Source organism: Streptomyces nogalater, assembly GCF_039532885.1.
In the GTDB taxonomy this organism is placed as follows: domain Bacteria; phylum Actinomycetota; class Actinomycetes; order Streptomycetales; family Streptomycetaceae; genus Streptomyces; species Streptomyces nogalater.
The window spans coordinates 204812-227683 of the sequence record NZ_BAAASM010000015.1; the positions used below are offsets into that span (position 1 = coordinate 204812).

Below are 22872 nucleotides of genomic sequence, written 5' to 3' on the forward strand. Positions count from 1 at the left end.
CTTGAGACATGGCGATTCTCTGGCTGCTGATGGCGCTGCTCATGCTGAGCCTCGTTCTGCTCCCGGTTCTGCGGCGCGGGCGCGGCGGGATCCAGCGGGTCCCGGCGGGACACCCGGACGCCGCCGACCCGGCGGCCTACGGCTTCCTGCGCGAGGAGGAGCTGGACGTGCGCCTGCCCGGCCCGGACCAGGACCTGCTGCAGACCCTGGAGTTGGTGCAGCGCACGCAGGACTACCGGGCGGCCGCCCAGTTGCTGGCCGGCACCGAGACCGAGGGCGAGCTGCGCTGGCAGCGGGTGCAGGCCTTCGCCGGCGCCGCCTCGCTGGAGCTGCGGCAGCGGCCCGGCGGGGTGCACGAGACGCCGGGCGGCCAGTGGCTGCGGGTGTGGCGGGCCGAGAAGCCCAAGGACCCGGGCGGGGCCGCGGTGCACGCCGAGTTCCTGGTGCAGCAGGCCTGGCGGACGGCGACGCCGGGCACGGACGAGTTCCGGATCATCATGGAGGAGGCCCGCAAGACCTGTGCGGAGGCCGCCCTGCTGGCGCCCGGCGACCCGGTTCCGTACGTCATAGAGCTGTCCATCGCGCGCGGGCTGGCCTATTCGCACGCCGAGTTCGAGCAGCTGTGGGCCAAGATCATCGACCGGGCCCCGTATCACATGGGCGCTCATCTGGCCGCGCTGCACTACTGGTGCGAGAAGTGGCACGGCTCGCGTGAGCAGGCGTACTCCTTCACGCAGAGCGCGGCGGCCCGCGCGCCGGAGGGCTCGCTGCTCGCCGCGCTGCCGCTGTTCGCGGTGTTCGAGCACCTGCCGGAGGTGAACCTGGTCGCGGGTTTCTACCAGAGCGAGGTCGTCGCCAAGGCGATCCACGGCGCGCTGCACGCGGTGCATACGGCCGCCCCCGACGACCCGACGCTCCCCCACGTCCGGCACCTGCTGGTCTTCTTCCTGGTCCGCGCCGAGCGCTGGGCGGAGGCCATGGACCAGCTCATACACGTCGACGGGCATGTGGGCGCGCTGCCGTGGACCCTGTCCGAGGACCCGGCCGCCACGTTCGCCCTCCACCGCGCGCTGGCGGTCGCGGGCTACGAGGCCAACGGCGGCAGCCCGGCTGGCCTGCCCGGCTGAGAAGGCGCGGGGGCACGGGGACCGCCGCCCGGCGGTCCTCCCTCGCCGCACACCCACCACCCTCACCCCGCGCGCCCCGACGCGGTGCTCACATTGCCCTTCTGACCTGCGGTAAGGCATACTCCGCTTCCCCCCACACCGCATCACCCGCATCATCTGCGTCACCCGCACCGACCGGTCGTCGGCCCGGTGCATCCCTCATGTCCTGTTCCGTCGCTTCGTCATGTCCCTTTTCCGGGGTTCTGTGGGGGGATCTGCCCGATGGGCGCAACGCTGCGCGCACTGCGCGCTCTCGTTCTGCTGCTCGGCTTCTATCTGCTGAGCCTCGTCCTGCTCGCCGCGCTGGCCGGCGTCGATGTCCTGGTGTTCAGTTGGGGACACGGCCCGCTCACGGCGAAGGTCGGCTTCGTCACGGTGCTGCTGGCCATCCCCGTCGTCCGCGGCATGCTGATGCTCCGCACCCCGAAGGGCGAGGACCCGCCCGGTCTCCCGGTCACCGACACCGATGAACCCCGGCTCTGGGCGCTGGTCCGCGAGCTGGCCGCGGCGGCCGGCACCCGCGCCCCCGACCGCGTCCTTCTCACCGGCGAGGTCAACGCCTCCGTCAGCGAGGACCCGCGGTTGCTCGGTCTGCTGCCCGGACCGCGCCGCCTCACGCTCGGCGTGCCGCTGCTGACCGGCCTGACCGAGGCCCAGCTGCGCTCCGTGCTCGCCCACGAGTTCGGTCACTTCACCGGCGGCGACACCCGGCTGTCCGCGCTCGTCGTGCGCGGGCGCGTGCAGATCGGCCGGGTCATCGGGCAGTTCCACGCCAAGGCGGACGGCAAGGTGGCCGCCGACCGGGCCCGGCAGGAGCGGGCGTCCGCCAAGCGGGTCGCCAAGGGCAGGAAGGCCAAGGAGATCGACACCACCGGTGTCGGGGCGACGTACCGGACGATGGCGCGCATCTACACCGCCTACGGCAAGCTCTACCTGCGCGCCTCCCTGTCCACCGCGCGCGGCCAGGAGTACGCCGCCGACCTGACCGCCGCCCGGATCGCCGGGCGGGACGCGACCGCGTCGGCGTTGCGCGAGATCCCGGCCCTGTCCGCCTCCCACGACTTCTACCTGGACTCGTACGCCACGCTGGGCCTGCACGCCCGGCTGCTGCCGCCGCGCGGCGAGTTCTTCGGCGGCTTCGGCCGGCTGCTGTCCGCCCGGGGACCGGAGCCGGCGGGGCCGCGCGCGGAGCTGCCGGAGATGCCGGAGATGCCGGCGGGACCGTACGACTCCCATCCGCCGATCGCCGACCGGGTACGCCGGATCGAGGCGCTGCCCGCCGACGGGCGCACCGACGAGGCCCGGGGAGCGGCGCTGGCGCTGCTGACCGACCCGGAGCGCACGCTGGGCGCGCTGGAGGACGCCGTCCTGCTGGACGAGCTGCTCGCCTGTCCGCGCGCCGCCGACTGGGAGGACCTGCTGAACGCCTCGATGGCCGCGGGCCTGTCCACCACGCGGACCCCGCTGCACCGGGCGCTGACCGCGTACACCGGGCAGTCGGCCACGCTGGCCGCGCTGCTGGACGTCATCGACGACGGACGGCTGTGGCGGCTGGCGGAGCGGATGCCGCTGTCGCAGGAGGCGGCGGCCGCGAAGGGGCGGGCGTTCCGCGAGTTCGTACGGCCCGCGCTGCGCCGCTCGCTGCGCACGATGGTGCTGGCCGAGTTCAGCTCCCGTTCGCTGCTGAGCTGGGAGTTCTCCTGGACCAGCCCGGCGGCGGTACGGCTGCCCGGCTGGGACACGCGGGCGGCGGACGACAGCCCCGAGGCCGAGCTGGACGCGGCCCTGGAGGCGGCGGTCGCCGACCACCCCGACACCGGCCGGCTGCGCGCGCTGCTGCCGCCGGTGATCCAGAACGTCTGACCCGCCCGCACCATTCGAACGAACGGACCGACCCGTATGACCGTCCTCTTCTGGATCCTCGGCATCCTGGCCGTGCCCACGGCGATCTTCCTGCTGTGGCTGCTCTGGGTGTTCCTGAAGGAATTCTTCTCGCCGAGCCCCGACGACGACGGCGACGCCGAGGCCGCGCGGGCCGCCAAGGCCGCCGCGAGGCTCGGCCTGCTGCCCGCCGAGCGGCAGAACACCGATCTCGCGGCGCCGCTGCCGGAGCCGTGGACGGCCGCGCTGGCCGCCGTGCGCGGCGGTGACTGGCAGCCCGCCGCCGACCTGCTCGCGGCGGTCGGCCGGGACTGGGAGCGCCGCTCGGCGCTCGCCTACCTGCTGGCCGACCTCGCGGCCGAGGAGGACGCGTGGCTGCTGGCCTGGGAGGCGGCCCGGCCCGACGACCCGGACGCGGCCGTGGTCCGCGCACGCAGCACGGTGATCCTGGCCTGGAGGATCCGGGGCGCGAAGCAGGCCAAGTACACGTCCCAGGAGCAGGCCGAGGGCTTCCACCGGACGCTGACCGCCGCCCGTGGGGAGATCGCGCGGGCGGCGGCGCTGAACCCCGACGACCCGACCCCGTTCGTCGCGGAGATCTGGGTGGCGCTGGGCCTCGGCTACCCGAACGCGCGGATGGACGAGCTGTGGACGGAGCTCACCTCCCGTGCCCCGCACCACTACGAGGCGCACTTCTCGGCGCTCCAGTACTGGTGCGCGAAGTGGCGCGGCTCCGAGCGGCTGGCCCGCGAGTTCGCCGAGCGGGCGGCGGCCGGCGCGCCGCTGGGCAGCCTGCTGACCGCGCTGCCGCTGATCGCGCACTTCGAGCACGACGAGTCGGACGACACCGAGGCCGACAACACGCCGGAGATGCGGGCCCGGGTCGAGGCGGCACTGGCGGACGCGGCGGCCGCCGACCCCTCCCACCCCCGGCTGCCGGAACTGCGTCACCTGCTGGCGTACTACCTGCACCTCCAGGGCCGCGACGAGGCGGCGCTGGAGCAGTTCAAGCTGGTCGACGGGCATGTGAACGCGCTGCCGTGGCGCTACCGCGGCGACATGGCCGACTACTACTGCCGGGTCCGCGACACGGCGGTCGGGCTGGCGCAGGAGGAGGCGACGGCGGGAGTGTGACCGGAATGCCCGGGGTCGGCGGGGCGTTGTACGGGTGCCGGCGCCGCCGAGGCGGCCGGCGCCCAGCCCCGACCGACAGGGAGACCCGATGCTCTTCGGCCGCACGCCGCAGCTGCCCACCCCCGAGCAGGCGCTCAAGGGCCGCCCCACGCTCGCCTACGCGGTCCCGGAACGGCACACCGTCCTCGGTACGCCGCTGCTCGGCCCCTACCCCGAGGGCCTGGAGACCGCCGACTTCGGCCTGGGCTGCTTCTGGGGCGCCGAGCGCAAGTTCTGGCAGCTCCCGGAGGGCGTGTTCACGACCTTGGTCGGTTACCAGGGCGGTTACACGGAGAACCCGACGTACGAGGAGGTCTGCTCGGGCCTGACCGGTCACACGGAGGCGGTCCGGGTGGTCTACGACCCGCGGCGGATCTCGTACGACGACCTGCTGAAGACCTTCTGGGAGTCGCACGACCCGACGCAGGGCTTCCGGCAGGGCAACGACGTGGGTACGCAGTACCGTTCGGCGATCTACACGCACACCCCGGAGCAGGCCGCGGCGGCGGAGGCCTCCCGCGACGCCTACCAGAAGGTCCTGACCTCCTCCGGCCACGGCATGATCACCACGGAGATCCTCCCGGCCGAGGGCCGCCCCTTCTACCCGGCCGAGGCCTACCACCAGCAGTACCTGGACAAGAACCCGGCGGGCTACTGCGGCCTGGGCGGCACCGGCGTGTCCTGCCCGGTCGGCATCGCCCGCGCCGGTAGCTGACGTCCCCCCCGGCGCGTACTCCGGCGCCCTCACCTCGCGCCGCCGCTCCGGGTGCCCGTCGAGCCCGTAAATCGGGCGACGGCTCCGGCTTCCGCCCCGTACATTCGCCCCTTTACGTCTGTTGAGGGGGAGGGCATGGGCAGTCCGGTGTTCCTGATCGGTGGGGGCTGGGATCGCGCCGAGGTGTACGAACCGTTTCTGCGCACGGTGCGCGGCGAGCGGCGGATCGGGTGTCTGATCCTCGACGAGGGGGACGGGACGGCGCAGTTCGAGCGGTACGCGGGGGCGCTGCGGAAGGCGGGACCGGCATGTGTGCCGGTCCCGCTGCTCGTGCCGCTCGGCGGCCGGTTCGAGCCGGAGACCGCGCTGGACGGGATCGACGGGCTGCTGGTGTGCGGGGGGCTCACGCCCGCGTATCAGGAGGCGCTCGCGGAATGCCTGGAGCGGTTGCCGAGGCTGCTGGCCGAGCGCGGGCTGCCGTACGCGGGCTTCTCCGCCGGTGCCGCCGTGGCCGCGCGGCGGGCCGTGGTCGGTGGCTGGCTGGTGGACGGCGTCCCGGTATGCCCGGAGGAGACCGGGGAGGACCTGGCGGAGGTCGAGGTCCGGGCGGGGCTCGGCCTGGTGCCGTTCGCCGTGGAGGTGCACGCCGCCCAGTGGGGGACGCTGGCCCGGCTGGTCGCGGCGGTAGGGCGGCGGCAGGCGCCGTACGGGGTCGCCGTGGACGAGGACACGCTGCTCACGGTCCATGACGACGAGGCCCGGGTGTCCGGCACCGGCCGGGTGCACGTGGTGCGGCCCGCACCGGACGGGGGCGCGGTGGTACGGGCGTACGGCGGCGGGGAGGGCTTCGGCCTGGAGTAGGGGGAAGAGCGCCCCCGAAGGGGCGCGGGGAACTGCGCGAGCAACCACGACACACCCGCGGTCGGCAGACAACCCAAGGCAGGCAGACGCCCCGCCGCGGGCCGTAGCCCGGCAAGGACTACGGCCAGGCGGGACTACGGCCAGGCGGACCGCAGGTCAGATCGTGGCGGCGTCGATCACGAAGCGGTAGCGGACATCGCTGGCCAGCACCCGCTCGTACGCCTCGTTGACCTCGGACGCGGCGATCAGCTCGATCTCGGCGCCGATGCCGTTCTCCGCGCAGAAGTCCAGCATCTCCTGGGTCTCGCGGATGCCGCCGATCATGGAACCCGCGAGGGTCTTGCCGCCGTTGATCACCGAGAAGAGGTTGAGCGAGACCGGCTCCTCGGGGGCGCCCACGTTCACCAGCGCGCCCTGCGTCTTCAGCAGCGACAGGTAGGCGTTGAAGTCCAGCGGGGCCGACACCGTGGACACGATCAGGTCGAACGTGCCCCGCAGCTCCTCGAAGGTCTTCGGGTCGCTGGTGGCGTAGTAGTGGTCGGCGCCCAGCTTGAGGCCGTCCTCCTTCTTGCGCAGGGACTGCGACAGCACGGTCACCTCGGCGCCGAGCGCGTGCGCGATCTTCACGCCCATGTGGCCGAGGCCGCCCATGCCGAGGATCGCGACCTTCTTGCCGGGACCGGCGTTCCAGCGCTTCAGCGGGGAGTAGGTGGTGATGCCGGCGCACAGCAGCGGCGCGGCGGCGTCCAGCGGCAGCTCGTCGGGGATGCGGACGACGTAGTTCTCGTCGACGACGATCGCCTGCGAGTAGCCGCCGTAGTTGGGCGTGCCGTCCCGGCCGATGGCGTTGTACGTGGCGCCGATGCTCCCGTTCAGGCAGTACTGCTCCTGCCCGGCCCGGCAGTTCTCGCACTCGCGGCAGGAGTCGACCAGGCAGCCGACGCCCACCCGGTCGCCGGCCTTGAACTTGGTCACACCGGGGCCGACCTCCGACACGACGCCCGCGATCTCGTGGCCGGGGACCATCGGGAAGATCGCCTCACCCCAGCCCTCCCGGGCCTGGTGGATGTCGGAGTGGCAGATACCGGCGAACTTGATGTCGATCAGGACGTCGAACTCGCCGACCGCCCGTCGCTCGATGGTCGTGCGCTCCAGCGGGGCCTTCGCGGCGGGCGCGGCGTATGCGGCAACAGTGGTCATGCCGGGTTTCTCCTAGCGGTCGTTCTCGCGCCCGGCTTTCTTGCCACCGGGCACGGCCTCCAGCCTGCCCCGCGTCCGGCCGCGTACCCAGACCACGCCTTTGCGTACGACCGCTGTGCCTACCACCAGCGAGGTCAGGCTCGCGGGCATACGACCAGGAATACTGGACGTATGGACAGCAGGGACGCACAGCCGGACACCACAGCCACCTCCGGCCGGGCCCTGGACCGGCGGGCGGAGCTGAGCGAGTTCCTGCGCAGCCGGCGGGCCCGGCTGAAGCCGGAGGACGTGGGGCTGTCCGGCTTCGGACGGCACCGGCGGGTGCCGGGGCTGCGCCGGGAGGAGCTGGCGCAGCTGGCCGGGGTGTCGGTGGCGTACTACACCCGGCTGGAGCAGGGCAACGGCCGGAACGTGTCGGCGGAGGTGCTGGACGCGATCGCGCGGGCCCTGCGGCTGACGGACGCCGAGCATGCCCATCTGACGCATCTGGCCAAGCCGAAGGCGCTGAAGAAGAGGCAGGGGGCGCGCCAGCAGCAGGTCCGCCCGGCGCTGCGGCAGCTGCTGCAGACCATGGAGGCCGTGCCGGCGTACATCGTGGGCCGGCGCGCGGAGATCCTCGCCTGGAACCGGATGGCGGCGGCCCTCTTCGGCGACTGGGCCCAGGTGCCGCCCGCCGAACGGAACTGGGCCCGGCTGGTGTTCCTGCGCCCCGAGTACCGGGAGCTGTTCGTCGACTGGGAGCAGAAGGCGATCGACATCGTGTGCGCCCTGCGCATGGACGCGGGCTGTTATCCGGACGATCCGAAGCTGTCGGCGCTGGTGGGCGAGTTGTCGGTGAAGAGCGAGGAGTTCCGCCGGCTGTGGGCCACGCACGACGTCAAGGAGAAGAGCCACGGCGTCAAGCACCTGCACCACCCTCTGGTGGGCGACCTCGCGCTGAACTTCGAGAGCTTCCGCCTGACGGACGGCTCGGACCAGTCCCTGGTCACCTATCACGCCGAGCCGGGCTCCCCCACCGCCGAGTCCCTGCGCCTGCTGGCCAGCTGGGGCACGGACGCCACCCGGGCGGTTGCCTCGGTCCAGTCCCCGACGCCGCCGCCTCGGTGACCGCCGGGGCCGTGCCCGGCCGTGTGAGCGGGCCCGGGCCGGGCCCGTGAAACGAACGGTGCCGCCCCCGAGGGAGCGGCACCGCACGAGGTGTGACAGGGGGGCGTCAGACGGCCGAACCGGCCTTCCACTGCGCCCAGTCCATGTTCCAGCCGTTGAGGCCGTTGTCCGGCGAGACCGTCTTGTCGCCGGTGTTCTGGACGACCACGACGTCACCGATCAGGGTGTTGTCGTAGAACCAGGCCGCCGGCGTGCTCGGGTCATTGGCGCCCTTCGCATCCCGCAGACCGACACAGCCGTGGCTGGTGTTCGCGCCGCCGAACACCGACGGCGCGCCCCAGTAGTTGCCGTGGATGAAGGTGCCCGAGGTGGTCAGCCGCATGGCGTGCGGCACGTCCTTGATGTCGTACTCGCCCTTGCCGTCATCGTCGGTGAAGCCGACCGTGGCGCCGTTCATGCGGGTCTGCTTGAACTTCTCGGAGACCACCATCTGCCCCTCGTACGTCTTGTTGTCGGGGGAGCCGGCGGAGATCGGTATGGTCTTGACGACCTTGCCGTTGCGCGTGACCTTCATCTGCTTGGTCTGCGCGTCGACGTAGGAGACCTGGTTGCGGCCGATGTGGAAGGTGACCGTCTTCTGCTGGACGCCGTAGACGCCGCTCGCGCCCTGGACGCCGTCGAGGGCCAGCTTCAGGGTGACGGTGGAGCCTTCCTGCCAGTAGTCCTGGGGGCGGCAGTCCATGCGGTTGGCGTTGAACCAGTGGCAGGCGACCTCCTGGCCGCTGCTGGAGCTGACCGTGATGCCCTTCTGCACGGCCGCCTTGTTCGCGATCGCCTTGTCGAAGTTGATCGACACGGGCATGCCGACGCCGACCGTGGAGCCGTTGTCCGGGGTGAAGGTGCCGATGAAGCTGTTGGCCGGGGAGACCGTGGTGAAGGAGGCGTTCTCGTGGGCTATGCGGCCCTCGGAGTCCTTGGCCTCCGCGGCGACCTTGTAGGTGGTGGACCGCTCCAGCGGGGCGCCGGGCTTCCAGCTCTTCTTGTCGGCGGACAGCTGCCCTGCGACGGGCTTGCCGTCCTGGGTGGTCATGGTGACGCCGGTGAGCGTGCCCTTGCTCACCGAGACGGTGGCGGAGTTGTTGATCGACGCGTTGGCGGAGCCGTCCTTCGGCGTGATCGTGATCTGCGCCTCGGAGGACTTCTTGGCCGCCGCCTCGTCGACCTTGGCCTGCGAGGTGTCGCCGCTGCCGCTGCCGGAGGCGTCGGCGTCGCCGCCGGAACACGCCGTGAGCACCAGCACACCGCCGAGCAGAGCGGAAGCGGCCGCCAGGCGCCCGCGCCGCTTACTGTCCGTCATCACAAGCTTCTCCATCGTTGCCGAGTCGCGAAAACCCCAAGAGTCCCCCGTCAAGAACCATCAACGCTACGGCCGGTTCGTCCCGTTCCCGCCCCGTGGATCTGTGGGGCATCCCACGTACATGGCGCGCTCCACGTCAACGGGTGGGGCCGGGCACCGGTCCGTGCGTCCCCTGGGACGGCGAAAACCCCGGACGGCCGGTGCCGTCCGGGGTCATGGGTGCCCCGGGACGCTCAGCCGATGCCGTCCTCTTCCTCGTCGTCCTCCCCATCATCCCGGTCCAGGTCCCACTCGGGCGAATCGGGGTCGTAGTCGATGCGCTCGCTGGACCAGGACGCCTGCTGGAGCTCCACCCCGGGCACCTCGCCGACCAGGTCGAACGGGTCCACGAGATAGGCCAGGGCCTCCGCGGTGTCTTCCGTCACAGCGGACTCGGCGTGCGCCCGCTCCGCCTCCGGCAGGTCGGAGTCCCCGGCGACCCGGCGCAGCGCGGCCTTGGTCACCTCGCTCTCGTCCCGCACCTCCAGCACCAGCTCCACCCGAAGCCGCACAAAACGTGATGTCTCTTCTGTGCTCATGGCGGGAGCGTACGGCCGAAACCTCCCGTGACTTTCCTGTGACCCGCGCCTTTCACTAACATCGCCCCACACGGCCAATTCGCCAGCGTCACAAGGGGATCGATATTCCGTGTCATCCGCTCGCCGCCCGTTGCTGACCGCCACCGCCGCGGGCACCCTCCTGTGCGCACTGTGGTTCGTCCCGTCCGCGAACGCCTCGCAGAACACCCCCGCGAAAGAGACGGCGACCGCGCCAACACCCGCCCGGGTGACCCACGTCGTGCAGGCCAGAGCGGTGTCGGCGCCGGCCACGACCACGGACCGGGTGGCCGAGGAAGCCGAACTGGCCGACACCGGCGGCTTCGACACCACCCCGTACGTCGTCGGCGGGAGCCTGTTCCTCGCCGTGGGCGCCGGTTTCGTCGTGTACTCGGTGCGCCGCGAACGCCTGGGCTTTTAATTTGTCTTGACTAAACCTTGACAGTCCGCACATAGTTCGCCCATGAAGAGATCATCGGGCGTGCGGCTGTGCGCCACCGCAGCTGTGAGCGTGCTGTCGCTCGCCCTCGTCACGGGTTGTGGCGACGAGAAGTCGAAGGACTCCGGGGCCACCTCGGGCAAGGACGCCGCGAAGCCGGCCGCCAAGACGCTGAGCGCGGCGGAACTGCAGAAGCTGATCATCGCCAAGGGCGACGTGCCCGGGCACGAGGTCGGGCCGGTCGAGGGCGGCGTCCCGGACCGCGGCAAGGTCAAGGCCGGGGACGCCAAGTGCGAGCCGGTGCTCCAGGCGTTCACCGGCATCGCGCCCGGCGCCCCGGCGGCGAACACCAGCCGCATGGCCACGCAGGAGCAGAAGACCCCCGCGGCCGAGCCCACCTCCCCCGAGGAGCTGACCGAGGGCGCCCTCAAGGACGAGTTCGGCAAGGCCATGGACATGGACGTCACCGTGGTCACCCTGGCCTCGTACGACGGGGACGGCGCCGAGCGGGCCCTGACCTCGGTGCAGGACGCGGTCAAGGCCTGCGCGGGCGGGTTCTCCGGCGAACAGGACGGCGAGAAGGGCAAGTTCACCAAGGTCGCCGCGGAGAAGTCCGCCGGCACCGGTGACGCGTCGGTGGCCTTCACCGCGACCAACGAGTCGGGCGAGGACGGCTCCCTGCCGCTGCACGCCGAGGTGGTGCGGCACGGCAGGACCCTCGCGGTGTACACCACGGTCAACATCGGCGCGATGATGAGCAAGAAGCCCTACACGGTCTCCGCTCCGGTCATGAAGGCGCAGGCCGCCAAGCTGAAGTGACGTTACGTCACGTCACCCACAGGGCGGGGCCCCGGCCGGGGCCCCGCCCTCGTTCACCGCAGCGGACCGGTGACCTTCTCCACGGCCGCCACCAGCTCTCCGCCGCGCACGAAGGCGTCGGCGGCGGCCAGGTCGGGCGCCAGGAACCGGTCCGGACCCGGGCCCCCCACGCCCGCGGCGCGCACGGCCTCGATCACGGCCCGCGTGGCGGGCGCCGGGGCGAGCCCCTCGCGCAGCTCGATGGCGCGGGTGGCCGCGTACAGCTCGATGGCGATGACCCGGGTGAGGTTGTCCACGGCGGTGCGCAGCTTGCGCGCTGCCGACCAGCCCATGGAGACGTGGTCCTCCTGCATGGCGGAGGACGGGATGGAGTCCGCGGAGGCCGGTACGGCCAGCCGCTTCAGCTCGCTGACCAGCGCGGCCTGCGTGTACTGGGCGATCATCAGCCCGGAGTCCACACCGGCGTCGTCGGCGAGGAACGGCGGCAGGCCGTGGCTGCGGTTCTTGTCCAGCAGCCGGTCGGTGCGACGCTCGGCGATCGAGCCGAGGTCGGCGGCGGCGATGGCGAGGAAGTCCAGCACGTAGGCCACGGGCGCGCCGTGGAAGTTGCCGTTGGACTCCACCCGTCCGTCGGGCAGTACGACCGGGTTGTCCACGGCGGAGGCCAGCTCCCGGTCGGCGACCAGGCGGGCGTGCGCGACCGTGTCGCGTCCGGCGCCGGCGACCTGCGGGGCGCAGCGCACGGAGTAGGCGTCCTGGACGCGCGGGGCGTCGTCCTGGTGGTGCCCGGTGAGCCCCGAGCCCTTCAGCACGGCGAGCATGTTGGCGGCGCTGGCGCCCTGTCCCGGGTGCGGGCGGATGGCGTGCAGCTCGGGCGCGAGGACCTTGTCGCTGCCGAGCAGTGCCTCCAGGGTGAGGGCGGCGGTGACGTCGGCGGACTTGTAGAGGGTGTCCAGGTCGGCGAGGGCCATGATCAGCATGCCGAGCATGCCGTCGGTGCCGTTGAGCAGGGCGAGGCCCTCCTTCTCGCGCAGCTCGACGGGCCGGATGCCGTGCTCGGCGAGCAGTTCGCCCGCGGGCCGGACGCGCCCGTCGGGGCCCTCCGCCTCGCCTTCGCCCATGAGCGTGAGCGCGCAGTGGGACAGCGGGGCCAGGTCGCCGGAGCAGCCCAGGGAGCCGTACTCGTGCACGACCGGGGTGATCCCGGCGTTCAGCACGTCGGCCATGGTCTGCGCGACCTCGGGGCGCACCCCGGTGTGGCCCGAGCAGACGGTCTTCAGCCGCAGGAACATCAGGGCGCGTACGACCTCGCGCTCCACCCGGGGGCCCATGCCGGCGGCGTGCGAGCGGACGATGTTGCGCTGCAGCTGGGCGCGCAGCTCCGGGCTGATGTGCCGGGTCGCCAGGGCGCCGAAGCCGGTGGAGACGCCGTAGACCGGGTCGGGCTTGGCCGCCAGCGCGTCCACGATCTCCCGGGCCGCCGCGAGGGCCGCCACCGCCTCCGCCGACAGCTCGATGCGGGCACCGCCGCGCGCCACGGCGAGAACGTCGGACGCCGTGACCCCGGACGTCCCCACCACCACAGTGTGCATATCCATATTCAGGAGCGTACGCATTGAATGCGGCGATGTCACTAGTGGGCGCCGGAGTCACCCCTTACCGCAGGCTGTGCGTTTCACCTCACAACCGACGACACCCCAGGGCACCGGGGGCCGCCTCGGGACCGGCGCCCACCTCAGGGTCGGCGCCCCTCTCGCGACCGGCACCCGTCTCACGATCGGCACCCCCCTCACGACTGGGGCCCGTCTTAGGGCCAGCGCCCGCCTCACGGTCGGCGCCCACCTCAGGGCCGGCGCCCGCCTCACGACCGGCACCCGTCTCACGACCGGCACCCTCACGCGATCGGCATCCCCCTCACGACCAGCACCCGCCTCACGGCCGGGGCCCGTCTTAGGGCCGGCGCCCGCCTCACGGTCGTGCCCGCCTCAGGGCCGGCGCCCGCCTCGCCACCGGCACCCGACTCACGATCGGCACCCTCACGCGATCGGCATCCCCCTCACGACCAGCACCCGCCTCACGACTGGCGCCCGTCTTAGGGCCAGCGCCCCTCTCGCGACCGGCACCCGTCTCACGACCGGCATCCCCCTCACGACCAGCACCCGCCTCACGGCCGGGGCCCGTCTTAGGGCCAGCGCCCGCCTCAGGGCCGGCGCCCGCCTCACGACCGGCACCCTCTCAGGGCCGGCGCCAACCTCACGGTCGGCGGCCGCGGAAGCGGCGGCGTTCGGCGTGTGAGGGTGGTGGCTCGTCGGCCAGCCGGACGACCGGGTCGCCGGGCCCCTCCCGGCCGGCCACCACCGGACGGTCCAGACGCAGCGCCTTGGCCCGGTACTGGGCGGCGTCCGCGAGCCGGAACAGCCGCCGGGCGTCGCGCACCTCGCCGATCGCCTCCTCGGTCGAGGCGACCCCGCACGCCACCCCCTCCCCCGGCTCCAGCTCCCCGGCCCGGCGGCACAGCTCGTCCGCCGCCTTCACCACATCGTCGGCGGGCGGCCCGACCGCGACCAGGCAGAACTCGTCCCCGCCGAGCCGCGCGACCAGCGCGTCCGGCACCATCGCCCCGCACAGCGACAGCACCGAGCCGAAACGCTCCAGCAGCCGGTCGCCGACGGCGTGCCCGAGGGTGTCGTTGACCCGCTTGAGCCCGTTGAGGTCACAGACGACCAGGCTGACCACCGCGCCCTCCGCGCGGTGCCGCTCGACGGCCTCCTCCAGGCACACGTCCACGGCCCGCCGGTTGGCCAGACCGGTGAGGGCGTCGGTGTACGCGAGCCGGCGGGCCTCCTCCAGCCGCTCGGTCTGCGCGATCCCCGCGGCGACGACGGCGGCGAGCACGGTGGCGAACTCGGAGTCGGCCCGCGCGAACGCCGGCGCGCCGGCCGCGCGGGCCACATACAGCTCACCCCAGGCCCGGCCGTGCAGTACGACGGGGGCGACGACACAGCACCCGCGCCCCCGGCGGCGCAGGGCGGCGACCCGCTGGTGGAAGTACCCGGGCGTGCCGGCGGCGGCGCCCTCGGCGGTCTCCACCCAGGCGTTGGGCCCACCGCCACCGGCCCACCGCTCGTGCAGGAACTCGGTGATCTCCGGGAACTGGTGCACCGGATAGGTCTCGGCCTCGGGGAACTCCTCCTCGTCCGGGGCCCTGTCCCCCACGTTCGCGAGGACCCGGAGCCGGCCCAGCTCCCGCTCCCAGACCGACAGCGCGGCGAAGGTGCCGTCCAGCGCGTGGCAGGCACCGAGGGCGGCGGCCTGCCAGCACTCCCGGGGGGTGTGCGCCGCCGCCATGCCCTGAGCCAGCGCCACGACCGCGGCGAGCCGCTTGTCCTCACCCATTACTCCAGGTTAGGGAATAATGCGGATATAAGGGATATCGGTGCGGCGATCAGGTGGCCGGCCCACACCCGGACCACAGATGTCCGGTTCCCCTTACTCCCCGGGCCACTCCGGCTTGCGCTTCTCGTTTCACTCTCCCGGCCACTCCGGCTTGCGCTTCTCGTTGAAGGCGGCGACGCCCTCGGCGCGGTCGCCCGAGAAGGCCACCGAGCGCCATGCCGCGTCCTCGACCTCCAGCCCGGCCCGCAGATCCAGCCCGTGACCCAGCCGCAGCGCCCGCTTGGCGGCCCGCAGCCCCACCGGCGAGTTCCCGGCGATCCGCTCCCCGAGCGCCAGCGCCTCCTCGCGGTCCCGGCCCTCCTCCACCAGCCGGTCCACCAGCCCGAGCCGGGCGGCCTCCTCCGCTTCCACCCGCCGGGCCGAGAAGATCAGCTCGGCGGCCCGCGCGGCCCCGACCCGCCGGGGCAGCAGCTGCGTACCGCCGCCGCCCGGGATCACGCCCACGGACACCTCCGGCAGCCCCACCACGGCCGTACGGTCGGCCACGATCAGGTCGCAGGAGAGCGCCAGCTCGAAGCCGCCGCCCAGCGCGAAGCCGTGCACCGCGGCGATCGTCGGCATCGGCAGCTCCAGCACCCCGGTGTAGGCCCCGCGCGCCACCGGCCGCTGCCGGACCAGGTCGGCGTCGGTGAAGGAGTTCCGCTCCTTCAGGTCCGCCCCGACACAGAACGCCCGTTCGTGCGACGAGGTCAGCACGACCACCCGGGCGGCGGGGTCACCGGCGAGCGCGGCGCACGCGCCCGCGAGGGAGCGGGCCATCTCCGTGGAGACGGCGTTCATCGCCTTGGGCCGGTCCAGCACCAGCTCCGCGACATGCCCGTGCCGCCGCACCAGCACGAACTCCCCGTACCGCTCCTCGCTCATGACACCCTCCGGTTAACGCGGGTTAACTCACTGTGGCTCCGATCATGGCAGCCGTACCCGATCCGGGAAAAGACTGGGGGGCCACACCCGTTCGAGTGACGTCCCGGCCGTCTCCCCGCGGACCGCCCACAGCGGCGCGTAGCGTGCGCCGGCCATGGCGCGCGGCGGGGAGGGAATGACACCGACACCTGGACGGTCCGGCGCGGAGGGGGAGCACACGCCGGAGAGTGCGCCGGGCGTACGACGCGGCCGCCACCGCAAGCCCCATCGTCACCGGCTGCCGCTCACCGCCACGGGACTGACCCTGGCCGCGGCCCTCCTCGCCCTCGCCCGCATCACGGACGCCTCCGACACCCTCGGCACGCCCCGGGCCGCGCCCCGCCCGGCCCCCGCACCGAGGCAGCACCCCGCACGCCGACGCCGACCGTCACCCCCACCCCACCACTACCGCCGCCCACCACGACCACACCCGAGGCAAAGCCGGCGGGCCCCGCCCCGACCGGGATGTGCCTGCCCCTGATCGGCCTCTGCGTGGACGTACTCGGCGATCCGGCGGCTAGGAGGACCGGCCCTCGCGCCGGTTGAGCAGCCACGGCTCGACCACGCCGAGCCCGCGCACCGGCCGCTGCCACATCGGCTGGAGGGCGAAGCGGTACGACGGGGACTCCTCGCCCTCCTTCTCGGCCGCCGCGGCCTCCGCCTCGGAGACGGGCGCCTCACCGGTGCGGATCAGCTCCTCGGCGAAGGCGCTGTCCACCAGGACCGCGTCCCGGGGCGCTATGGAGGTCAGCCGGGACGCGAGGTTGACCGTCGTACCGAACACATCACCCATCCGGGTGGTGACCGTGCCGAAGGCCATGCCGACCCGCAGCTCGGGCATCGTCTCGTCGTTCGCCAACGTCTCCACCAGGCGCAGCGCGATGTCCGCGGCCACACCGGCGTCGTCCGCCGCGTACAGCACCTCGTCGCCGAGGGTCTTGATCAGCCGGCCGCCGCGGGCGGCCACCAGGTCGGCGGCGGTGGTCTCGAAGGCCTCGACCAGCTCGCCCAGCTCCTCTTCCTCCATCCGGCGGGTGAGCCGGGTGAACCCGACGAGGTCGGCGAAACCGACGGCGAGCCGACGGTCGACCATCTCCTCGTCGTCGGCGGCCTGCACGACCCGGCCGGTCGCGGCGGCGAGCTGGCGGCGCCAGACGTAGACCAGGAACTCCTCCAGCTCCGGCAGCAACAGCTCGACCAGCGGGTACGTCACCTCGGTGCGGGTCATGCCCGGCTCCGGCGGCTCGGTCAGCCCCTCCAGGAACGAGTCGATCTGCCACTCGGCCAGCCGGGCCGTGGTCTGCCCGGTGGACCGGGCCACCTGCACCGCCATGGCCTCGCTGAGCAGCCCCGCCTCCACCAGACCGGCGAGCCGCCGCAAGGCCAGGACGTCGGCCTCGGTGAGGGCCTTGGCCTGCCCTATGTCCGCGAACCCCATCGCCCGCCAGAACCGGGACGCCAGCTCCATGGAGACACCGGCGCTACGGGCCGCCTGGAACGGGGTGTAACGGCGCTCGGCACCCAGGATGAGCTGTTCGAGCCGCAGGGCCAGCGGGTCCTCGCCGTTGTCGGGGGCGTGGGGATCCACCCGGCCGTCCCCGCCAGCGCCGGAGCCCGTGTCGTCGACGGTCACGCCTGCTGCCCTTCCGATCTGCCGCGGTCAGGTATCGACCGGCCTCAACTCTACGGCAGGTGTGCGCCAGCTCACTCCGTCGGGTTGGGCCGTCGGGACCCTTCCCGGCACCGGTCACACCAACCGGCACCAGCGCCGCGGCCGCGGGGGCTACGCCCCCGAACCCCCTGGACGGACCAGGCCCGGGGCGGCCCCCACCGCCGCCGACCGGGAGGCGGGACGGCGGGGCGGCCGCGCACGGCGGGAAGGGGACGTGCCGGGGGGTGTCCGCCCGCAGCGGTTGGCGCGTCAACACGAGCACCTCCACGGCCAACCGATTCCGCGCCGTTCCGAGGACGGACACCCCCCGGCGCGGCCCCGACCCCCCACGCACCGTAGGCGCGACGCGCACCCCCACACACCCGCACAGGCGCCGCAGGCATCGCCCCACAACCCGCACCCGAAACACGACACGACGCCCGCACACAACCCGCACCCGAGACACGAACCCGAACCCCGAAACCGCACCCGCACAGGCACCGCAGGCACCGCAGGCACCCCCCACCCGGACACCGCGCCGTACCCCCCAAGCCCCCGAAGCCCCGAGGCGCCCGAGCCCCTCGCGGCCCCCGCCCAGGCCCCGCCCAGGGTCACGCAGGTCGGAGATGAACGATGTCCCCCGCCCCCACCGGCTCCTGAACCCCTTCCCCCGTGGCGATGACCAGCCGCCCGTCCCCGTCCAGCGCCACGGCCTCCCCCACCACCGAACGGTCCCCGGGCAACTCCGCCCGGACCGTGCGGCCGAGCGTGGCGCACCCCGCCGTGTACGTCTCCTGCAACCCGCACACCGAGGGATCGCCCCCCGCCGCCCGCCACCGCCCGTACCAGTCCTCCAGCGCCCGCAGCACCGCCCGCAGCAGCGGATCCCGGTCCGTCCCCGCCGCCCCGGCCAGCGCCAGCGACCCGGCCTGCGGAACCGGCAGCTCGTCCGCCCGCAGGCTGACGTTGATGCCGACACCGATGACGACCCCGCCGTCCCCGGCCCGCTCCGCGAGGATCCCCCCGGCCTTGCGCTCCTCGCCGCCGACGGTCACCAGCAGGTCGTTCGGCCATTTGAGCGCCGTGTCCACGCCCGCCGCCCGCGCCAGCCCGGTCGCCACCGCGACCCCGGTGAGCAGCGGCAGCCACCCCCACCGCTCCACCGGCACCTCACGGGGCCTGAGCAGGACGGAGAAGAACAGCCCGGACCGCGGCGGCGCGCTCCACCGCCGGTCCAGCCGTCCCCGGGCCTCCGTCTGCTCCTCCGCGACCAGCACCACCCCCTCCTCGACGTCCCCGGCGGCGGCCCGCGCCACGAGGTCGGAGTTGGTGGAACCGGTCTGCCGTACCACCTCGATATCGCGGTACAGGCCCCCTTCACGGACCAGCCCGCGTCGCAGTGCCGCGGCGTTCAGGGGCGGACGGTCGAGGTCGGACCAGCGGTTGTCGTCTGATGGATTCTGCGGCGTCATGCAAGCCACCCTAGGTGTGGTAAACGACGCACTGCTGATCGGTAGCCCCACCACTACTCTACGAATGAGTAACCGTCCCCCCCCTTTTGAGCAGGCAGGGAGCCGCATCCCGATGTCCGAGCCGGAAGAGCGTCACGAGATCCACGAGATCCAAGGGATCGACATTCACACGACCGCGGGGAAGCTCGCGGATCTCCAGCGGCGCATCCACGAGGCGACGCACGCCGGTTCGGAACGCGCCGTCGAAAAGCAGCACGCCAAGGGCAAGCTGACGGCCCGTGAGCGGATCGAGCTGCTGCTGGACGAGGGCTCGTTCGTCGAGCTGGACGAGTTCGCCCGGCACCGCTCGACGAACTTCGGTCTGGACAGCAACCGCCCCTACGGCGACGGCGTGGTCACCGGCTACGGCACCGTCGACGGCCGCCCGGTCGCCGTCTTCTCCCAGGATTTCACCGTCTTCGGCGGCGCCCTCGGCGAGGTCTACGGCCAGAAGATCGTCAAGGTGATGGACTTCGCCCTGAAGACCGGCTGCCCCGTCATCGGCATCAACGACTCCGGCGGCGCCCGCATCCAGGAAGGCGTCGCCTCCCTCGGCGCGTACGGCGAGATCTTCCGCCGCAACACCCACGCCTCCGGTGTCATCCCGCAGATCAGCCTGGTCGTCGGCCCGTGCGCCGGCGGTGCGGTGTACTCCCCGGCCATCACCGACTTCACCGTCATGGTCGACCAGACCTCGCACATGTTCATCACCGGACCGGACGTCATCAAGACCGTCACCGGCGAGGACGTCGGCTTCGAGGAGCTGGGCGGCGCCCGCACCCACAACACCGCCTCCGGCGTGGCCCACCACATGGCCGGCGACGAGAAGGACGCCGTCGAGTACGTCAAGCAGCTGCTGTCGTACCTGCCGTCCAACAACCTCTCCGAGCCCCCGGTCTTCCCCGAGGAGGCGGACCTCGCCGTCACCGACGAGGACCGCGAGCTGGACACGCTCGTCCCCGACAGCGCCAACCAGCCCTACGACATGCACACGGTGATCGAGCACGTCCTGGACGACGCCGAGTTCTTCGAGACCCAGGCCCTGTTCGCGCCGAACATCCTCACCGGCTTCGGCCGGGTCGAGGGCCATCCGGTCGGCGTCGTCGCCAACCAGCCGATGCAGTTCGCCGGCTGCCTGGACATCGCCGCCTCCGAGAAGGCCGCCCGCTTCGTGCGCACCTGCGACGCCTTCAACATCCCCGTGCTGACCTTCGTGGACGTCCCCGGCTTCCTGCCCGGCGTCGGCCAGGAGCACGAGGGCATCATCCGGCGCGGCGCCAAGCTGATCTACGCCTACGCCGAGGCCACCGTCCCGCTGATCACCGTCATCACCCGCAAGGCCTTCGGCGGCGCCTACGACGTCATGGGCTCCAAGCACCTGGGCGCCGACCTCAACCTGGCCTGGCCCACCGCCCAGATCGCGGTGATGGGCGCCCAGGGCGCGGTCAACATCCTGCACCGTCGCACCATCGCCGAAGCGGACGACGTGGAGGCCACCCGGGCCCGGCTGATCCAGGAGTACGAGGACACCCTCCTCAACCCCTACGTCGCGGCCGAGCGCGGCTACGTCGACGCGGTGATCATGCCGTCCGACACCCGCGCGCACATGGTCCGCGGCCTGCGTCAACTGCGCACCAAGCGGGAATCCCTCCCTCCGAAGAAGCACGGCAACATCCCCCTGTAGGCCCCGCCGACCCCGGGAGCGGTCATGAACATCAAGGTCGTACGAGGCAACCCCACCCCGGAGGAGCTGGCCGCCGCCCTGGCGGTGGTCCGCGCCCGCGCCGCGGCGGCGGCCACCACGCCGTCCGGCGCGCGGGGCCCGAGGGACGCGTGGTCCGACCCGGCCCGCATCGCCGCCCGGCACGTCCCGAAGCCGGGCCCGGCGTCCTGGACGCGCACCTACTGGCCGGGCCAGGGCTGACCGTCCGCGGCCGGAGACCCCGGGTGCCGATTTGAGTACGCCTACTCAGGCACCCGCACCCGGTCCGGCCGCACGCTGGGGGCATGCTGTGGTCAGATCCGGAGAACGAGCCGCCCGAGGACCTGCGCGAGGCGCAGAACATGCTCCGTCGGCTCGGGCTCCTCATGGCGCTGGCCATGGTCCTGGCGATGATCGTGATCGGCCTGAGGTGAGCAGCCCGGCACGCCGTGGCTAACCTGGCCGCATGACTGCCAATCGCCGCAGGCGACTCGTGCTCGCCTCCCAGTCCCCCGCCCGGCTGGGCCTGCTCCGGCAGGCCGGATTCGCCCCCGAGGTCATCGTGAGCGGCGTCGACGAGGACGCCGTCACCGCCCCCACCCCGGCGGAGCTGGCGCTCGCGCTGGCCGAGGCGAAGGCGTCGGTGGTCGCGGCACGGCCCGAGGTGCAGGGCGCCCTGGTGATCGGCTGCGACTCGGTGCTGGAGCTGGACGGCAGGGCGCTCGGCAAGCCGGCCGACGCCGAGGAGGCCACCGCCCGCTGGAAGAACATGCGCGGACGGGCGGGGGTGCTCCAGACGGGGCACTGCGTGTGGGACACGGAGGCCAAGCGGTACGTGTCGGCGACCGCCTCCACCGTCGTCCGGTTCGGTGAACCCAGCGACGCCGAGGTCGCCGCGTACGTGGCCTCCGGGGAGCCCCTCCACGTGGCCGGCGCCTTCACCCTGGACGGCCGTTCGGCGCCGTTCATCGAGGGCATCGAGGGCGACCACGGCAATGTGATCGGCATCAGCCTGCCCCTGATCCGCCGGCTCCTGGCGGAACTGGGCGTCGGCATCACGGAGTTGTGGGCGCCGGAGCACTGACCCGGGCGCGGACGGAACCCCGGGGCGGATCGGAGTCCTGGGGCCGGACGGACTCCCGGGGCGGGACGGAGTCCTGGGGCTCGTCGCCGCCGTCCCGGGACTCGTACGCACGGCCCGTCGGCGCGTCCCCGTCGACGGGTTCCGCACCCGGCTCCGGTCCCGCCGCCGGCCCGGTCCCCTGCCCGGGCGGGCCGCCGAAGGCCGCGCCCTGCGCCCCGGCCGCACGGTCGTACGTCATCAGGAGCAGCACGATCAGCCCGAGGACGACGACCAGGAACACGAACGCCGCCACGCCGAACAGTCCCCAGGCGAACGCGCCGAGCAGACCGTGCACCACGGCCGCGCTGACCAGCACCACCCGGCCGAAGCCGGCCGGGGCGCGGTCGCGTAGCGCGACGAGCAGGGACACCAGCGCGCACAGCGCGAAGTAGAGCCCGAAGACGACTCCGCCGACCTTCGACGACGTCGCCATGACATCGGGGTCGAGGCCGGCCAGGGACATCTTCTGCCGGTCGACGACGACCCCGAGGAGCCAGTTCACCGCCACGACGGCCAACGCCTCCACGAAGAGGACGACCGCCACCACCCATGTCACCGGTCTGCGTACCACCGGGCCCCACCCACTCTCACGCCGTCAGCCTGTTACCCCAGGTACGTCCGAGACACCGGGAACGCTACTAACGGGTAAACCAGGGGACAAGGGTTCGGGCGGAAGCAAAGAATCATTGGGCCATTCGTAGGGACTCGACAAAGAAACAGAGTGGGCCGCAGCACGCCCGCACAGAGACCTTGACCACATGACAGGGCTAGGGTTTTCCCCAAGAGTCCTGCGTACCCGGGTGCGACATGGGCTTTCTCTGGTCGGGCGAGCCTCGGATCACGCTCCGTGTGGGCAAGCTCACCATTGGGGACGGGTCGAAGAGCCGTGTCGGCAGTCCCTAAACTCGGCTTGTTTCAAGGAGGGAGCCTCAATCGTGCGCAAGGTGCTCATCGCCAACCGTGGCGAAATCGCTGTCCGCGTGGCCCGGGCCTGCCGGGACGCCGGGATCGCGAGCGTGGCCGTCTACGCCGACCCGGACCGGGACGCTCTGCATGTCCGCGCCGCGGATGAGGCGTTCGCCCTGGGCGGTGACACCCCGGCCACCAGCTATCTCGTCATCGACAAGATCCTGCACGCCGCCCGCGAGTCCGGTGCGGACGCCGTCCATCCGGGTTACGGCTTCCTCTCGGAGAACGCCGAGTTCGCCCAGG

22 protein-coding genes and 1 pseudogene are annotated in these 22872 nt (G+C 72.6%); 13 read left to right on the plus strand and 10 right to left on the minus strand.

Features of this window, described 5'->3' with window-relative positions; genetic code table 11:
• The first annotated feature begins 8 nt into the window (after nucleotides 1-8).
• The 5 genes from ABD350_RS14640 (at nucleotide 9) to ABD350_RS14660 (ending at nucleotide 5796) form a co-directional block, all read left to right on the plus strand.
• Complete coding sequence (locus ABD350_RS14640; RefSeq protein WP_344348468.1) at nucleotides 9-1127, plus strand: hypothetical protein; 1119 nt, start codon at nucleotides 9-11, stop codon at nucleotides 1125-1127.
• Nucleotides 1128-1388: 261 nt separating this feature from the next.
• Nucleotides 1389-3029: a M48 family metallopeptidase gene (locus tag ABD350_RS14645; protein ID WP_344348469.1), complete on the plus strand. Its 1641-nt coding sequence runs from the start codon at nucleotides 1389-1391 to the stop codon at nucleotides 3027-3029.
• 36 nt (nucleotides 3030-3065) lie between these two features.
• Nucleotides 3066-4181, plus strand: a complete 1116-nt coding sequence (locus ABD350_RS14650; protein WP_344348470.1) for a hypothetical protein — start codon at nucleotides 3066-3068, stop codon at nucleotides 4179-4181.
• 88 nt (nucleotides 4182-4269) lie between these two features.
• Complete coding sequence (gene msrA, locus ABD350_RS14655; RefSeq protein WP_344348471.1) at nucleotides 4270-4935, plus strand: peptide-methionine (S)-S-oxide reductase MsrA; 666 nt, start codon at nucleotides 4270-4272, stop codon at nucleotides 4933-4935.
• A 135-nt stretch (nucleotides 4936-5070) separates the two neighbouring features.
• Nucleotides 5071-5796 (plus strand): Type 1 glutamine amidotransferase-like domain-containing protein, encoded by a 726-nt coding sequence (locus ABD350_RS14660; RefSeq protein WP_344348472.1) that lies wholly within the window; start codon nucleotides 5071-5073, stop codon nucleotides 5794-5796.
• 156 nt (nucleotides 5797-5952) lie between these two features.
• Here the strand turns inward: ABD350_RS14660 and ABD350_RS14665 are convergent, their stop codons facing one another.
• Together ABD350_RS14665 and ABD350_RS14670 are read right to left on the minus strand one after the other, a co-directional pair.
• Nucleotides 5953-6996: an NAD(P)-dependent alcohol dehydrogenase gene (locus ABD350_RS14665; RefSeq protein WP_344348473.1), complete on the minus strand. Its 1044-nt coding sequence runs from the start codon at nucleotides 6994-6996 to the stop codon at nucleotides 5953-5955.
• A gap of 12 nt (nucleotides 6997-7008) precedes the next feature.
• Complete coding sequence (locus ABD350_RS14670) at nucleotides 7009-7146, minus strand: hypothetical protein (RefSeq protein WP_344348474.1); 138 nt, start codon at nucleotides 7144-7146, stop codon at nucleotides 7009-7011.
• A 21-nt stretch (nucleotides 7147-7167) separates the two neighbouring features.
• Here ABD350_RS14670 and ABD350_RS14675 point away from each other — a divergent pair, with 21 nt between their 5' ends.
• Nucleotides 7168-8103 (plus strand): MmyB family transcriptional regulator, encoded by a 936-nt coding sequence (locus ABD350_RS14675; protein ID WP_344348475.1) that lies wholly within the window; start codon nucleotides 7168-7170, stop codon nucleotides 8101-8103.
• Between the two features lie 106 nt (nucleotides 8104-8209).
• Here the strand turns inward: ABD350_RS14675 and ABD350_RS14680 are convergent, their stop codons facing one another.
• Nucleotides 8210-9460: a L,D-transpeptidase gene (locus ABD350_RS14680; RefSeq protein WP_344348477.1), complete on the minus strand. Its 1251-nt coding sequence runs from the start codon at nucleotides 9458-9460 to the stop codon at nucleotides 8210-8212.
• Between the two features lie 233 nt (nucleotides 9461-9693).
• Nucleotides 9694-10038, minus strand: a complete 345-nt coding sequence (locus ABD350_RS14685) for an SPFH domain-containing protein (RefSeq protein ID WP_344348478.1) — start codon at nucleotides 10036-10038, stop codon at nucleotides 9694-9696.
• 109 nt (nucleotides 10039-10147) lie between these two features.
• Here ABD350_RS14685 and ABD350_RS14690 point away from each other — a divergent pair, with 109 nt between their 5' ends.
• A complete protein-coding gene (locus ABD350_RS14690) occupies nucleotides 10148-10477 on the plus strand; it encodes an LAETG motif-containing sortase-dependent surface protein (RefSeq protein ID WP_344348479.1) in 330 nt (109 codons plus the stop codon).
• A 42-nt stretch (nucleotides 10478-10519) separates the two neighbouring features.
• Nucleotides 10520-11314 (plus strand): hypothetical protein, encoded by a 795-nt coding sequence (locus tag ABD350_RS14695; RefSeq protein WP_344348480.1) that lies wholly within the window; start codon nucleotides 10520-10522, stop codon nucleotides 11312-11314.
• A gap of 53 nt (nucleotides 11315-11367) precedes the next feature.
• Here ABD350_RS14695 and hutH read toward each other — a convergent pair whose 3' ends face one another.
• From hutH to ABD350_RS14720, 5 genes are all read right to left on the minus strand, one after another.
• Nucleotides 11368-12906: a histidine ammonia-lyase gene (hutH, locus tag ABD350_RS14700; protein ID WP_344348504.1), complete on the minus strand. Its 1539-nt coding sequence runs from the start codon at nucleotides 12904-12906 to the stop codon at nucleotides 11368-11370.
• Between the two features lie 661 nt (nucleotides 12907-13567).
• Nucleotides 13568-14710, minus strand: coding sequence for a GGDEF domain-containing protein (locus ABD350_RS14705; RefSeq protein ID WP_344348482.1), 1143 nt, complete (start codon nucleotides 14708-14710; stop codon nucleotides 13568-13570).
• A gap of 129 nt (nucleotides 14711-14839) precedes the next feature.
• Nucleotides 14840-15634 (minus strand): enoyl-CoA hydratase/isomerase family protein, encoded by a 795-nt coding sequence (locus ABD350_RS14710; RefSeq protein WP_344348483.1) that lies wholly within the window; start codon nucleotides 15632-15634, stop codon nucleotides 14840-14842.
• Between the two features lie 556 nt (nucleotides 15635-16190).
• Nucleotides 16191-17306 (minus strand): adenylate/guanylate cyclase domain-containing protein, encoded by a 1116-nt coding sequence (locus ABD350_RS14715; protein ID WP_344348484.1) that lies wholly within the window; start codon nucleotides 17304-17306, stop codon nucleotides 16191-16193.
• Between the two features lie 629 nt (nucleotides 17307-17935).
• On the minus strand, nucleotides 17936-18796 hold the full coding sequence (locus ABD350_RS14720) for a biotin--[acetyl-CoA-carboxylase] ligase (protein ID WP_344348485.1): 861 nt from the start codon (nucleotides 18794-18796) through the stop codon (nucleotides 17936-17938).
• 112 nt (nucleotides 18797-18908) lie between these two features.
• On the opposite strand from ABD350_RS14720, the gene ABD350_RS14725 reads away from it, so the two are divergent.
• From ABD350_RS14725 to ABD350_RS14740, 4 genes are all read left to right on the plus strand, one after another.
• Entirely contained in the window at nucleotides 18909-20519 is a 1611-nt protein-coding gene (locus tag ABD350_RS14725; RefSeq protein ID WP_344348487.1) for an acyl-CoA carboxylase subunit beta, read from the plus strand.
• 24 nt (nucleotides 20520-20543) lie between these two features.
• Nucleotides 20544-20759, plus strand: a complete 216-nt coding sequence (locus tag ABD350_RS14730; RefSeq protein ID WP_344348488.1) for an acyl-CoA carboxylase epsilon subunit — start codon at nucleotides 20544-20546, stop codon at nucleotides 20757-20759.
• 83 nt (nucleotides 20760-20842) lie between these two features.
• Nucleotides 20843-20971, plus strand: coding sequence for a morphogenic membrane protein MmpB (gene mmpB / locus ABD350_RS14735; RefSeq protein WP_268696069.1), 129 nt, complete (start codon nucleotides 20843-20845; stop codon nucleotides 20969-20971).
• Between the two features lie 32 nt (nucleotides 20972-21003).
• The gene (locus tag ABD350_RS14740) at nucleotides 21004-21621 is read left to right on the plus strand and encodes a Maf family protein (RefSeq protein WP_344348490.1); all 618 of its coding nucleotides are present in this window, start codon (nucleotides 21004-21006) and stop codon (nucleotides 21619-21621) included.
• A gap of 226 nt (nucleotides 21622-21847) precedes the next feature.
• Here ABD350_RS14740 and ABD350_RS37950 read toward each other — a convergent pair.
• Nucleotides 21848-22231: pseudogene (locus ABD350_RS37950) on the minus strand (hypothetical protein); the annotation flags it as partial.
• A gap of 364 nt (nucleotides 22232-22595) precedes the next feature.
• Here ABD350_RS37950 and ABD350_RS14750 point away from each other — a divergent pair.
• Nucleotides 22596-22872: biotin carboxylase N-terminal domain-containing protein (locus tag ABD350_RS14750; RefSeq protein WP_344348492.1), on the plus strand; the 277-nt coding region annotated here is incomplete at its 3' end.

Excerpts from the sequence above, each read along its gene's own strand:
- ABD350_RS14665 (WP_344348473.1), bottom strand. The coding sequence starts at position 6,996 with ATGACCACTGTTGCCGCATACGCCGCGCCCGCCGCGAAGGCCCCGCTG.
- ABD350_RS14705 (WP_344348482.1), bottom strand. The coding sequence starts at position 14,710 with ATGGGTGAGGACAAGCGGCTCGCCGCGGTCGTGGCGCTGGCTCAGGGC.
- ABD350_RS14670 (WP_344348474.1), bottom strand. The coding sequence starts at position 7,146 with ATGCCCGCGAGCCTGACCTCGCTGGTGGTAGGCACAGCGGTCGTACGC.
- ABD350_RS14660 (WP_344348472.1), top strand. The coding sequence starts at position 5,071 with ATGGGCAGTCCGGTGTTCCTGATCGGTGGGGGCTGGGATCGCGCCGAG.
- ABD350_RS14740 (WP_344348490.1), top strand. The coding sequence starts at position 21,004 with ATGACTGCCAATCGCCGCAGGCGACTCGTGCTCGCCTCCCAGTCCCCC.
- ABD350_RS14730 (WP_344348488.1), top strand. The coding sequence starts at position 20,544 with ATGAACATCAAGGTCGTACGAGGCAACCCCACCCCGGAGGAGCTGGCC.
- mmpB (WP_268696069.1), top strand. The coding sequence starts at position 20,843 with ATGCTGTGGTCAGATCCGGAGAACGAGCCGCCCGAGGACCTGCGCGAG.
- ABD350_RS14640 (WP_344348468.1), top strand. The coding sequence starts at position 9 with ATGGCGATTCTCTGGCTGCTGATGGCGCTGCTCATGCTGAGCCTCGTT.
- ABD350_RS14710 (WP_344348483.1), bottom strand. The coding sequence starts at position 15,634 with ATGAGCGAGGAGCGGTACGGGGAGTTCGTGCTGGTGCGGCGGCACGGG.
- ABD350_RS14680 (WP_344348477.1), bottom strand. The coding sequence starts at position 9,460 with ATGACGGACAGTAAGCGGCGCGGGCGCCTGGCGGCCGCTTCCGCTCTG.
- ABD350_RS14645 (WP_344348469.1), top strand. The coding sequence starts at position 1,389 with ATGGGCGCAACGCTGCGCGCACTGCGCGCTCTCGTTCTGCTGCTCGGC.
- ABD350_RS14725 (WP_344348487.1), top strand. The coding sequence starts at position 18,909 with ATGTCCGAGCCGGAAGAGCGTCACGAGATCCACGAGATCCAAGGGATC.
- msrA (WP_344348471.1), top strand. The coding sequence starts at position 4,270 with ATGCTCTTCGGCCGCACGCCGCAGCTGCCCACCCCCGAGCAGGCGCTC.
- hutH (WP_344348504.1), bottom strand. The coding sequence starts at position 12,906 with ATGCACACTGTGGTGGTGGGGACGTCCGGGGTCACGGCGTCCGACGTT.
- ABD350_RS14650 (WP_344348470.1), top strand. The coding sequence starts at position 3,066 with ATGACCGTCCTCTTCTGGATCCTCGGCATCCTGGCCGTGCCCACGGCG.
- ABD350_RS14695 (WP_344348480.1), top strand. The coding sequence starts at position 10,520 with ATGAAGAGATCATCGGGCGTGCGGCTGTGCGCCACCGCAGCTGTGAGC.
- ABD350_RS14720 (WP_344348485.1), bottom strand. The coding sequence starts at position 18,796 with ATGACGCCGCAGAATCCATCAGACGACAACCGCTGGTCCGACCTCGAC.
- ABD350_RS14685 (WP_344348478.1), bottom strand. The coding sequence starts at position 10,038 with ATGAGCACAGAAGAGACATCACGTTTTGTGCGGCTTCGGGTGGAGCTG.
- ABD350_RS14675 (WP_344348475.1), top strand. The coding sequence starts at position 7,168 with ATGGACAGCAGGGACGCACAGCCGGACACCACAGCCACCTCCGGCCGG.